11 protein-coding genes are annotated in these 12509 nt (G+C 67.7%); 3 read left to right on the forward strand and 8 right to left on the reverse strand.

The window, feature by feature from the left end:
• Positions 1–101 precede the first annotated feature (101 nt).
• The 4 genes from VER16_RS06715 to VER16_RS06730 form a co-directional block, all read right to left on the reverse strand.
• On the reverse strand, positions 102–428 hold the full coding sequence (locus VER16_RS06715) for a DUF2185 domain-containing protein (RefSeq protein WP_324806513.1): 327 nt from the start codon (positions 426–428) through the stop codon (positions 102–104).
• A gap of 9 nt (positions 429–437) precedes the next feature.
• Entirely contained in the window at positions 438–764 is a 327-nt protein-coding gene (locus VER16_RS06720; RefSeq protein ID WP_324806515.1) for a DUF7668 domain-containing protein, read from the reverse strand.
• A 222-nt stretch (positions 765–986) separates the two neighbouring features.
• Complete coding sequence (locus VER16_RS06725; RefSeq protein WP_324806516.1) at positions 987–2288, reverse strand: aminotransferase class V-fold PLP-dependent enzyme; 1302 nt, start codon at positions 2286–2288, stop codon at positions 987–989.
• Complete coding sequence (locus tag VER16_RS06730) at positions 2288–4693, reverse strand: TonB-dependent receptor (RefSeq protein WP_324806518.1); 2406 nt, start codon at positions 4691–4693, stop codon at positions 2288–2290. The genes VER16_RS06725 and VER16_RS06730 overlap by 1 nt, the downstream gene beginning before the upstream one ends.
• A gap of 224 nt (positions 4694–4917) precedes the next feature.
• Here VER16_RS06730 and VER16_RS06735 point away from each other — a divergent pair, with 224 nt between their 5' ends.
• On the forward strand, positions 4918–5586 hold the full coding sequence (locus tag VER16_RS06735) for a VOC family protein (protein WP_324806520.1): 669 nt from the start codon (positions 4918–4920) through the stop codon (positions 5584–5586).
• A gap of 81 nt (positions 5587–5667) precedes the next feature.
• Here the strand turns inward: VER16_RS06735 and VER16_RS06740 are convergent, their stop codons facing one another.
• The 3 genes from VER16_RS06740 to VER16_RS06750 form a co-directional block, all read right to left on the reverse strand.
• Positions 5668–7047: a TPM domain-containing protein gene (locus VER16_RS06740; RefSeq protein WP_324806522.1), complete on the reverse strand. Its 1380-nt coding sequence runs from the start codon at positions 7045–7047 to the stop codon at positions 5668–5670.
• Positions 7048–7069: 22 nt separating this feature from the next.
• Positions 7070–8905 carry a M3 family metallopeptidase gene (locus VER16_RS06745; protein WP_414716028.1) on the reverse strand — a complete coding sequence of 612 codons (1836 nt, stop codon included), beginning with the start codon at positions 8903–8905 and terminating at the stop codon, positions 7070–7072.
• Between the two features lie 94 nt (positions 8906–8999).
• Positions 9000–9521 carry a hypothetical protein gene (locus tag VER16_RS06750; protein ID WP_324806524.1) on the reverse strand — a complete coding sequence of 174 codons (522 nt, stop codon included), beginning with the start codon at positions 9519–9521 and terminating at the stop codon, positions 9000–9002.
• Between the two features lie 156 nt (positions 9522–9677).
• On the opposite strand from VER16_RS06750, the gene VER16_RS06755 reads away from it, so the two are divergent.
• The gene (locus tag VER16_RS06755; RefSeq protein ID WP_324806526.1) at positions 9678–10301 is read left to right on the forward strand and encodes a YiiX/YebB-like N1pC/P60 family cysteine hydrolase; all 624 of its coding nucleotides are present in this window, start codon (positions 9678–9680) and stop codon (positions 10299–10301) included.
• Positions 10302–10358: 57 nt separating this feature from the next.
• Here VER16_RS06755 and VER16_RS06760 read toward each other — a convergent pair whose 3' ends face one another.
• A complete protein-coding gene (locus tag VER16_RS06760) occupies positions 10359–10526 on the reverse strand; it encodes a hypothetical protein (protein WP_174208973.1) in 168 nt (55 codons plus the stop codon).
• Positions 10527–10832: 306 nt separating this feature from the next.
• Between VER16_RS06760 and VER16_RS06765 the strand changes: the two genes are divergently transcribed.
• Positions 10833–12494 carry an AMP-binding protein gene (locus VER16_RS06765; protein ID WP_324806530.1) on the forward strand — a complete coding sequence of 554 codons (1662 nt, stop codon included), beginning with the start codon at positions 10833–10835 and terminating at the stop codon, positions 12492–12494.
• The last annotated feature ends 15 nt before the right edge of the window (positions 12495–12509 follow it).

Raw genomic sequence — 12509 nt, forward strand, 5'->3', positions numbered from 1 at the left:
CAATTGCCGGGATGGACGTGCCAACCAAGGTTGGCATCTACCAGTAGATCCACGCCATGCGTGGATGGATGTGCGACACCCGCCAGTCGTGGCATCACCGATCAGGCCGGCAGCAGCCTTCCGTCTTCACTGCGTTCGAAGGCGGCACCCGCCGGGGCGTCCACCACTGCCAGGACGGCACGATCGTAGTTGGCGATGGTGTTTACGTTGTACACGCCAGAGTTTCCCGGTTCGTCCAGGTAATCCTCGGTTTCGTCGCCGGCCAGAAAGCGCCAGCCGCTGTCCACGTCGTTGTCCGGCTCCTCGCGATAGCAGTAGCCTACGGGCTGGCCATCAACGGTGATGCGATCGGTGGCGATGCACGCGCCATAGCCCTCCAGCAGCGGGCTGATCTGATCGGCGGTGAGACGGAATTGTTTCGGCTTCATCGTGCCTCCTCAGGGAACGTAGACCAGATGCAGGGTGTACTCGAAACCGGCCTCGGATTCGATGATATCCACGTCCATTACCAGATCACTTCGCCCTTCCGCAGCCGTATGCAGGTCGACCAGGACTTTCCAGCGCTCGCCATACCACTGGCTGACCGAGGTTTCCCAGGCGGCCTCGGGGAGCGGCACCAGGGTTCCGCCGTAGTCCTCGAGGATGCCGGTGATGATGCGCCAGGTGTCGGCGCTGCATGGGGGCACGTTTGCAGCCCGCGGCGCGCGGCCGGCGGCGATCTCGTTGGCCATCCAGGTCAGGGTGGGACGGAATGCGTCGTCCACGGGGGTTTCGGTATGCGGGTCTTTCCTGACCATCGGTCTTCCTTGAGCAAGGGCCGCGAGACATGGCCCATGCATGATGGCATGGGTGGGCGTGCCGCGCCCGGAGGGTGCCGGGGTTCATGGCCCGGAGGGATGTGCCAACCAAGGTTGGCATCTACCAGTAGATCCACGCCATGCGTGGATGTGCCGACGAACGGTCGGCACCCACCACGCCGACGCGCCTCAGGCCAGCGCGGCCAGCGCTTCCACCAATGCGTCCATCTGCTGCGGCCGGGTGAACACCGACGGCGTCACCCGCACGCAGGCGCCCGATTCCAGGCCGTCGCGGTGCGTGGTGAACACGCGATGCTCATCCAGCAGGCGCTTCTGCAGGGCCATGTTGTCGGCCACGCTGGTGCGACCGCGCAGGCGGAAGCTGGCCAGTGCGCTGGCCAATGCCGGGTCCGGCGAGGACAGCACTTCCAGGTGCGCCATCTGCCGCGCGGGCACCGTCCAGCGCTCGCGCAGGTAGCGCAGGCGTGCCTGCTTGTTGGCAGATCCGATGCGCTGGTGCAGGGCAATGGCTTCGGGCAACGCCAGGTACGCGGCGAAATTGACCGTGCCGGTATGCACGCGGCTGCCCACGCGCCCATCGTCGGTCTCGCCCATGTACGGGTCGAGGTCGGCCACGCGGCCCTTGCGCACGTACATCGCGCCCACGCCCACCGGCGCGCCGATCCACTTGTGCAGGTTGATGCCCACGAAATCAGCCTTCAGGTCCGGCACCGCGAAGGCGATCTGGCCGAAGCCATGGGCGGCATCGACGATCACATCGATACCGCGTGCACGCGCACGCTCGGCAATCTCGGCCACCGGCAGCACCAGGCCGTGGCGGTGGCTGACCTGGGTCAGCAGCACCAGCTTCAGCTTCGGCAGCCGCGCGAAGGCCGCGTCGTAGGCCTGCAGGATCTGCGCGCGGTCGGGCACCGCCGGCAGGGCGATGCGCTTCACCTGCACGCCGCGCCGCTGCTGCAGCCAGCGCATGGCGCCGATCATGCTGTCGTAGTCCACGTCGGCGTACAGCACTTGGTCGCCCGGCGCGAGGCGGTTGTAGCCGCCGATCAGGGCCAGCATCGCTTCGGTGGCACCACGGGTCAGTGCGATCTCGTCGGCGCCCACGCCCAGCATGTCGGCCACCTGGCGGTGCACGGCCATGTACTCGGCGGGGAAGGTGTGGCGTCCGTACCAGGCGTTGCCGCGGTTCACCTCAGCAGTGTGCCGCTGGTAGCTGGCCAGAGTCTCGCGACCCATCGCGCCCCAGTAGCCGTTTTCCAGGTGGTTCACTTCATCGGTGATGTCGAAGTGGCTGGCCACGGCGGCCCAGTAGCCTTCATCGCGGGCCAGCACGTCCGGCGCCACGGTCGTTGCAGGAATCTCCATGGCCGCAGGGTAGCGTGCAGCGGCCATGGCAGGCAGTGAAGACAGCGCTGCGGCGGCCGGCAGCAGGGTGCCGGCGCGCAGCAGGTTACGGCGGCGGCTGTCCATCAGAAGGTCAGCCGGTACTGCGCGTACACGTTGGCACCGTCGGTGTCGTAGGGTGCGTTGCGCGAGTAGATCAGGCCGCGGCTGGCCTGGAAGGTCGCCTCGTCCGGGTAGCGGTCGAACACGTTGTCCACGCCCACGCGCAGGCTGTGGTGCTCGTTGATGCGATAGCCTGCGGCCAGGTCGAGGAAGGTCATGTCACCGAAGCGCTGGTAGATATCACCGGTCGCATTGCCGGTCGAATCGGTCCACGCGCCGTAGTAGCGCACGCGCGCCATCAGCGACCACGCACCCACATCCCACGTACCGGTGAAACTGCCCTTGTGCTCCGGCAGGCGGTCTTCGAACAGCACGCGCTGGGTTTCGTTGGTGGCCACCGAGGTGCTGCCGTTGTCCACGCGGGTGCGGTTGAAGTTGTAGGCCAGGGTCAGCGTCATGCGGCCGGTGCCGAGGTCGCGCAGATAGTTGCCGACCACGTCGACGCCACTGGTGGTGGTGTCGAAATCGTTGGTGAAGTAGTTGACCGAGGTGTAGCCCAGCGGATTGGGCGTGCCGGCCGGAATGGCGAAGCTGGCCGACTGGCTGAAACGGTCGCTGAGCTTGATGCGGTAGACATCCACCGAACCGGACAGGCCCATGTCGGTGCGCCAGGTCAGGCCCAGCGAGGCGGTGCGCGATTCTTCAGGGGTGAGCGGCTTGGCGCCGAGCAGCTGCGCCAGCGGATCATTCGGCGACAGGCGGCCGCTGGTGAAGATCTGCAGGGTGCGCGTGTCCAGGCCCTGGGTGGTGCTGGTGGTGTTCAACTGTGCCGGGGTGGGCGCGCGGAAGCCGGTGGAGAACGTACCGCGCAGGGCCACGTCCGGGGTGATCGCAAAGCGCGCCGAAAGCTTGCCGTCCACGGTGTTGCCGAAGCTGGAGAAGTCTTCATAGCGGCCGGCGGCACCGATGCTCCAGCGCTCGCCCAGCGGCACTTCCATATCGACATACGCAGCGTGGCTGCGCTGGTCCCACTTGCCAGCCTGGGTATCGGAGAAGCCCGGTGCGCCGTTGGCATTGGCCTCCAGGCCGGCCGCTGCGCCGGGGCCGACCGCGTACGAGGCCGGATCGCCGGCACGCACTTCATAGGTTTCCTGGCGGAACTCGGCACCGAAGGCGACGTTGACCGGCTTGGCCAGCGCGGCGACGTCCCACTCGTAGTTGAAATCGACGTTGGCGTTCTTCTCGGTCTGGGTCAGGCGGCCGAGGTCGAACGAGGTCGGGCTGTCCGGGCCAAGCGAGGCATTGATGGAGTTGTCCAGGCTGTAGTCGATGGCATTGCGGCCATACGACGCGCTGGCATCCCAGCGCAGCTTGGGGGTGATCTCGCCGCGCAGGCCACCGACCAGCTGCAGGTCGTTCTGCACGTTGCCGTACTGCGGGCTGAAGCCCACCGGATAAAGCGAACGCAGATCCCAGCCGGGGAAGATGCTGGTGGTGCGGTAGGCGCCGGTGGTGGTATCCGGGTTGCGCCAGTTGAAATCGCTGACGCCATCGCTGTGGCTGTACAGGCCGAAGGCATAGATTTCCATCGTGTCGCTGGCATTGGCCTTCAGGTTGAAGCCCACGCGGCGGCTTTCCAGCTCCGGCTGGCCCCAGCGCTGCACTGGGTTGGGCACGTCCAGATCCGGGTGCGCGGCCTGGAAGGCGATGGCATCGGGGCGCTGGCGGGTGCGCGAGGTGGCATCGGAGTTCGACGATTCGGCGAACAGCGCCAGGCTGCCGTAGTCGCCCAGCGCCCAGCCGGTGCGGGCGCTGAAATCACGCGAGGCACCATCGCCCTGCGCGTACTGCGAGTAGCCCGCGGTGATCTCGGTGCCGGGGCTGTCTTCAAGAATGATGTTGATGACGCCGGCGATGGCGTCGGAACCGTACTGCGCCGAGGCACCGTCGCGCAGCACTTCGATGCGCTTGATGGCGCTGGTCGGAATCTGCGCGAGGTCGGCGGCCTGTGCACCGCGGTTGCCCAGCAGCGCGCTGCGGTGGAAGCGGCGGCCGTTGACCAGCACCAGGGTCTGGTCCGGGGACAAGCCACGCAGGGTGGCCGGGCGCACGAACACCTGGCCATCGGCCATCGGCAGGCGCTGCACCACGAACGACGGCACCAGCTGCGCCAGCACGTCCTTCAGGTCGGTGGAATCGACGGACTTGATGTCTTCCTTGGTGAACACATCCACCGGCGCCAGCGTTTCGAACTGGGTGCGGTTGGAGGCGCGGGTGCCGGTGACCAGCATGGCGTCCAGCTGGGTCGGCGCGGCATGCGTGCCGCCATCGGGGGTGTCTGCCGTACTGGCATCTGCTGCGATCGCGCCTCCTGCGCTGACCATGGAAAGGGCGAGGAGGATGGAACGCGACAGCATGGAACGGTGCACGGGAGGACTCCAGGAATACACGACAGGGCCGGGCCGCGCCTGTGAAAGGCCGACCTGGACAAGCCGCGCAGTCTCGACGCGATGTGTGAAGCGGGCATGACGTGAACGCGACAGGAGGAAGTCGCGGGGAGATGGCCAGTAGATCCACGCCATGCGTGGATGGGCCGCACGCGAACAACGCCCGTAATAGAATCAACGCATCGCGCACGCAAGGAGACCGCATCATGCGCCTGCTACACCTCACCCTGCCGGTGTCCGACCTGGGCACTGTCGCCGCCTGGTTCCACGACGTGCTGCAGCTGCGCGTGGTCGGCAACCGCGTGTACATCGGCTGGAGCACGATCGAGCTGCAGGCGGCGAACGGACAGCCGCTGGGCGGCGTGCACCTGGCCTTCAACGTGCCCGACAACCGCTTCAACGAGGCCATGACGTGGCTGCGCGAGCGTGTACCGCTGCAGCGCAATCCCGAAGGCATCGATTACTTCGCGCTGGAGAGCAGCTGGCAATCGCAGTCGGTCTATTTCACCGGGCCTGATGGATTGATCCTGGAACTGATCGGCCGCAAGCGTCTGCCCGCCAGCACGCATGGCGGCGCGTTCCACGGCAGCGAACTGACCTGCCTGAGTGAAGTGGGCCTGCCGAGCGCGGACGTGGATGCGGTGCGTGCGGAGGCCAGCGCGCGTTTCGGATTGCAGCCGCTCAGCCTGCCCTCATCGCATTTCGCGCCGATGGGCGATGACGAGGGCTTGTTGATCGTGGTGGCCGCCGATCGCCGCTGGTTCCCCGAGCAGAAGGACCTGCCCAACGCGCAGGGCCTGCTGCTGCGCGTGGGTGATGTGCAGGGAAGCGGCGAGATTGCCGATGCCGCGCAGGGGTGGCGGGTGGTCGCGTAAATTCGCGGTCCACGGTAGCGCCGGGCCATGCCCGGCGGACGCTGTCCCGGCGCGGAGAGACGTGTCAACCAAGGTTGACACCTACCAACTGCCTGACGCGCCGCCACCGCCACTGCTGCCACCGCCGCCGGACCAGCTGGACGACGAAGAAGACGACGAAGAACTCGACGACGACGACGAGGAGCGCGAGCTGCCGCCCGAACCGCCGCCGCCACCACCGCCGCCCTTGGACATCAACAGGATCCAGCCGACGTACGCCGCAAATCCTGCCACCGACGACAGGAAGATGCCGGCATCGGAATCGCGTGTCACATCGACGATCCACAGCGCGGCCAACCCGGCCACGATGAGGAACACCAGCAGGCGCACCGCGAACTCGACACGGCTGCGCTGCCAGCAATCACGGGCAACGATGCAGGGCAGCATGACCAGGAACGCGAGCACGCCCAGCGCGATGTAAGCCGCTACGTGGATGACCAGGCCGGGGAACACGCCGCGCGTGAGCTGCAGGGTCACCGCCAGCACCGCGCTGATGGCCAGCATGGCGAACAGCGTGCGGCGGGTGCCGCGGCTGCGCCGCCAGCTGCGCCCGCAGCCCCAGGTGACGGGCACGAAGAACGTCAGCAGCATGCCCATGCCGAGCGCCGCGCGCGGCTGGAAGATCGTCGTCAACAGCATGCCCACGATGATCACGCCCAGCCACTCCAGCGGTGCGCGCCACCAGCGGCGCGGCTTGGGGCCATCGCCCACCACTGCCTCCGCAGTCTTTGCAGCGGCTTTCCGGCGCTTCCTGCGCGGCCCGCCCGGCCGCCGCAGTGGTGGCGGGTCCATCATCTGCGGAGATCGCCACAGGCCGACGAAGAACGCCAGCAACGCGGTACTGAACACCACCGTATCGAAGTTGCCCCAGGCGATGTCCAACGGATTGTTGCTGGGCGGCGGTGGCAGCGGTTCGCCATCGATGAGCTGGACCAGCTGCGCGCTGCCGTCGATCACGCCCTGGTCGATATCGCCGTCGCGGAAGCGCGGCAGGATCGTTTCTTCGATGATGCGCTTGGCATAGGCATCGGGAATCGCGCCTTCCAGGCCATAGCCCGGCTGGATGCGTACGTGCCGGTCCTGCACGGCCACCAGCAGCAGCACGCCATCATCCACGCCCTTGCGCCCCAGCTGCCACTGGTCGTACACGCGCTGGGCATAGGCTTCGATGCTCTCATCACCGGTACTGCCCACCACCAGCACCTGCAGCTGCGCACCGCCACTGCGCTCGAACAGCGCGCGCGACTGCTGCTGCAGGCGGTCGGTGGTGCTGGCCGAAAGCACGCCGGTGGGATCGACCACCGGCGAATCCAGCACGGGGATCTGGGTCTGGGCCATGGCCAGCAGGGGCACCGCCAACAGCAGCATCGCGCACCACAGGTAGGCCAGCAGATGCCGGTGCATGTGTTGCGGTCGTGACATCAGTTTCTCCATCGTCGTTCCTTCAGCCGCCCTGCCCGGCTTCGATCTGCGCATGCAGCGCCTGCAGGCGCGCCACCTGGGCGTCGAACACCTGCAGGTCCGCATCCACCAGCGCCGACCAGTCCGGTGCGTGGCCCAGCAGCTGCGCCACCTGTTCCTGCGGCGCGCGGTCGAAGCCTTCGGACAACACGGCCAGATAGCGCTCGCGGAAGCCCTGCGGATCCTGCTGCTCCTGCACGTACAGCTGTACGGCGACGAGACCGGCGAACAGATAGTTGGCCAGGTACAGCGGATCTTCGTACATCAGTCGCTTGGTTTCCCAGGTGGCACCCAGTGCGGGGTAGCGCTCGGCCATCATGCCGTAGCCGGACAGCACCTTCAGGGTCAGCGCATCGAGATCATCGGCAGTGCCGAGCGTGCCAGCGGCCACCCCCTGGTAGATCGACTGCTCCAGCTGCGCCTCCTCGGAGGCGATGAACAGCTGCAGCACGATGTCATCCAGCAGCGACTTGAGGTAATAGGCCTTGGCACGCGGGTCCTGCGCCTGCCGGTACAGCTGGTCGCGGAATTCCAGCTCGTTGAAGATGGCGTAGGCCTCGTTCAACCACGAGGTGCCGTTGCGATAGAACGCCGACACGTTCCCGCGCTCCATCCATTGCCCATGCACGGCATGCCCGGCCTCATGCACGACCTCCACATCGCTTTCCAGCGTGCCACCACGCTGGCCGACGAACAGCAGGGAGGGCACGCCAGGGGCTGCGACCGGGAAGGCATCGGCGCTGCGCGGACCCAGCGTCGGGGCCATGTCCATGCGCCGCTGCGCCGGGTCGAGCAGCGCGCGTACTTCACCGGCGTACTCGGGTCCCAGCCCACGCATCGCGTCGGCGGCGGTATCGCGCACCTGCTCAAGGGTGAGGACCGGCGGTACGAAGCCTGCATCGGGCAGGCTGAGATCCCAGATCTGCGGGTCCGACGAGCCCATGCGTCCGGCATGCTGCAGCAGCACCTGCTGATAAGCGCGGCGCTGTGGGGCATGGCGCTGCACGGCGGCCAAGGTTGCCTGCACCGCGTCCGGGTCCAGGCCCATGCGGCGGTAACTGTGCTCGGGGGCACTGCCATCCCCCTGCAGTTGCGAGGCGCGATCGTTGACCTGCACCAGCGCCAGCAGCGTGCTTGCCATGGCCTCACGCTGCGATGCCACGCCCTGCCAGTAGCCCTTCCAGCCGGCCTCGCGCAGCGCACGGTCCGGGTGCCGTGACAGCGCCGTGCTGTCCTTGCGGCTGTCCAGCAGCCCGCCGTTGCTAGGGATGGACGGATAGCTGGCGTGCTGCAGCAGCTGCCGCTGCAGGCGCGCGAATGCATCCAGGGCCGGGCTGGCCACCTCGTCCACGACATCTCCCACGCCTGCAGCAGGCGGCGGCGTGGAGGTGCTGGTGTTGCCCAGCGCGCGCGTGCGCAGCCAGGCGTAGGGTGCCACCGAGCGCGCGTCGGCCGGTGCATCGACCAGCGCCTTGCGTGCGATGCCGGCGGCGTCATCGCACACATCCGCGACGGCCCGCTGCGCCTGCACCGGGCGGGAGTCACGTGCATTGCGGGCGGCCTGCAGGTGCAGGTAGGCGCGATGGCGCTGGCATTCGCCGAGCAGGCGCTCGGCCTGCTGTACGCGCGTCGCGGGGTCCGTCGGGCCGGCATCACGCAGCGTGGCGACGGCAGCGGAGAGTCTGGTGCGTGCCGCCTGCTCGGCCGCCGCATCGGCGAACCAGCTGCGGTCGTCGGCGTGCAGCGTCTGCGCGCTGAGCGTGCCGGTGGAGAGCAGCAGCACGCTGGCGGTGATCGATCGCATCCTGCGGGTGTTCATGACAACGTCCTTTGTAGAGTCGAGCCATGCTCGACTGGATTCTTCTGTAGTCGAGCAAGCTCGACTCTACGCCATGACCCAACCGGCGGCAGGGTCAGATCGATTCGTCTTCACGCTTGACCAGCTGCCAGCACGGCCGGCGGGCGAAGGTGTAGGTCTGCTGGTCGCTGGTATCAGGGGTGCGCATCTGCACCTGCATCTGGCCATCGGCGAGGGCGGTGACCTGCATTTCGCGGCCGCGGCCCTTCAGCGTGGCCGGGTCCGGCATCACCGGCCACTCGACCTCGGCCAGCGCGACGGTGCGCTCAACCGTGGCCGGTTCGGGCTCGGCACCGGCATCGATGTAGCTGTCCAGCAGCGGATCGGCCGTGGCCGCTTCCTGCAGGGCGATCTCATGACCGAAGTGCGCGAGGAACTCCTCGAAGACCGGGTGGGGGCATTGCGTGCCTGCATCGGCCATGGCCGTAACCGGCGCGGCCGGGGCACTGGCAGTGGCGGCCGTGCTGGTCGGGGCCGGCGCCGCAGCTTCGGCCGGTGCGGCCTGTGGTGCGGGCTTGCAGGCCGACAGCGCCAGCCCGAGGGCAAGTGCCAGGGCGGCGTAGTGAAGCTGGTTCAAGGGATCCTCCTGATTCCGGGTCGGTCGCGCGGGTGCCTGGCGCGGGGCAGGCAAGCATAGCCACGGCCGGGTTAACTGCGCTTCCACATCCGTGGGCGGGAACCGCCGCGGGCGGCGGGAGTAGACTAGCCCGCTCCCGCCCGACCCTGGTTTCCCATGCGCACCTTCCTGCTGGTCATCGGCCTGCTGCTCTCCCCGTTCTCGACCGCGCTTGCCGCAGGCGTCCAGGTCCGCGAGGGCGACCTGCTGTTCGTCACCGCCGGGCACAGCGGCCTGAGTGCGGCCATCGACGATGCCACCGCCACGCAGGGCGCGACCAGCTTCGACCACGTGGCCCTGGTGGCGGCTGGTGCGCACGGCTGGCAAGTGCTGCATGCCGATGAGAAGGGCTCGCGGCAGCAGACGCTGGTGGACTTCCAGCGCGATGCGCGCAGCAAGCAGCGGCAGATCGTCGTGTACCGGCTGCGTGCGGCGCCGGCCGGTGCGATCGCCGATGCGGTCGCCAAGGCACGCACGATGCTGGGCAAGCCGTACAACACGGCCTACGTGTTGAACGAGGACAGCTACTACTGCTCGGATTTCATTGAGCGTGCCTTCCGCGCACATCATGTGTTCGCGCTGCAGCCGATGAACTTCCGCAACCCGCAGACCGGGGAGATCTCCCAGCATTGGGTGGATCTGTACCGCAGCATGGGCATGGACGTGCCACAGGGCCTGCCCGGCACCAACCCCAATGACATGGCGGCCAGCGCGGTGCTCGAACGCGTCGGAACGCTGTAACAACGAAGCCCCGCACGAGGCGGGGCTTCAGTGTTCACACCTGGTGGGGGGCCAGGGTCATTCTTCTTCGTCGTGGCTGCCCTGCTGCTGGTTGCGCTTCTGCTGCTGGTCCTGCTGCTGTTGCTGCTGCTGGTCACGACCGCGACCCTGCTGCTGATCCTGCTGGTTCTGCTGACCCTGCTGGTTCTGCTGACCCTTCTGGTTCTGCTGGTTCTGCTGTGCCATGTCCGTGTCTCCGAAGCCACGCGCGGAATGCGGTGGACGGGGCCATCGTCTGCAGCCGAAGGTTAACCGCGCGTTGCAACGCAGCTAGGCTGGCGTGCACGCGTGCCGGCAATCGCCCCAAGCCCCTTGCCGCACAAGCCCCTGAAGGATTCATGCGGCATCTGCATGTGCTCATGCCGCTGCGGCAACAGCCGCATTCAGCGGTTGGCCGCTAGGTTGCACGCGCATGACAGCCTACATCCAAGGTCCCATTTGCAGCGGCGCGCAGCACCGCTATGGTCAGGCGGACACCCGCCGGAGACGCGCATGGCCCCGCAGACTGCAGTACGCCCGCCTTACGATGAAGCCCGCGACCGCTTCGATATCGCGCAGTGGCAGCACCGCTTCCAGGGCCGCCTGGACCAGGGCATCAATGCCTGCGTGGAGTGCTGCGACCGCTATTGCGGCAGCGACCGCCTGGCCCTGCGCTGGATCGACGCACAGGGCGCACTGCACCTGTACAGCTTCGATGACCTGCGCGATGCCGCCGCCCGCGCCGCACAGGTGCTGCGCGCGGCCGGTGTCGGCCCCGGCGATGTAGTGGCCGGCCTGCTGCCGCGTACGCCGGACCTGCTGGCCACCATCCTGGGCACCTGGCGCATTGGCGCGGTCTACCAGCCGTTGTTCACCGCGTTCGGCCCCAAGGCCATCGAAAGCCGCCTGAAGACCGGCCACACCCGCCTGGTGGTGACCGACAGCGCGCACCGCAGCAAGCTGGACGAACTCGATGCCTGCCCACAGGTGGCGACCGTGCTGACGCCCGGCCAGGCACTGCGCGACGGGGACATCGACTGGCGTGCTGCCACTGCGGCGGCCGCGCCCACGCTGCAACCCGTGCTGCTGCCGGGCGATGCGCTGATGGCCCTGCTGTCGACCTCCGGCACCACCGGCAGCCCCAAGGGCGTGCCCGTACCGCTGCGCGCGATGATGGCCTTTGCCAGCTACATGGAACTGGCCGTGGACCTGCGCGCGGACGACGTGTTCTGGAACATCGCCGACCCCGGCTGGGCCTATGGCCTGTACTACGCGGTGATCGGCCCGCTGCTGCTTGGCCATGCCACCACCTTCAGCGAAGCCGGCTTCAGCGTGCAGGGCCTGAACACGATCATCGGCCAGCTGGGGGTGACCAACCTCGCCGGGTCGCCCACTGCGTACCGGCAGATCATTGCCGCCGGCCCTGCGGCCAGTGCCGGCATCAAGGGCCAGCTGCGCGTGGTCAGCAGCGCCGGCGAACCGCTGAACCCGGAGATCGCCCGCTGGTTTGCCGAACACCTGCAGACCCTCGTGCTGGACCACTACGGCCAGACCGAGACCGGCATGGTGGTGAACAACCACCACGCGCTGGCCCACAGCGTGCGTCCGGGTTCATCAGGCTTTGCGATGCCGGGGTACCGCGTGGCGGTGCTGGACGAACAGGGCCACGAGCTGCCACCGCGCACGCCCGGCGTCCTCGCGGTGGACCTGAAGCAGTCGCCGATCATGTGGTTCACCGGCTACTACCAGGCCGAGACGCCGGCCATCGCCGACGGCTACTACCGCACCGGCGATTCGGTGGAATGCGAGGACGACGGCTCGATCAGTTTCATCGGCCGCTCCGATGACCTGATCACCTCGTCCGGGTACCGCATCGGCCCGTTCGATGTAGAGAGCGCGCTGATGGAGCATCCGTCGGTGGCCGAAGTGGCGGTGATCGGCGTGCCCGATCCGGAGCGCACCGAGATCGTCAAAGCGTTCGTGATCCTGCGCGACGGGTTCGAGGGCAGCGACGCGCTGGCGCACGAGCTGCAGCAGCACGTGCGCCACCGGCTGTCCGCGCATGCCTACCCGCGCCAGGTGGAATTTGTGGCGCAGGTACCGAAAACGCCCAGCGGCAAGGTGCAGCGGTTCCTGCTGCGCAAGGCGGAGATCGAGAAGCAGGCGGCGGGCTGAGGTAGAGCCGAGCCC

The sequence above is a fragment of the Stenotrophomonas sp. genome (assembly GCF_035634915.1).
Classification (GTDB): Bacteria; Pseudomonadota; Gammaproteobacteria; order Xanthomonadales; family Xanthomonadaceae; genus Stenotrophomonas.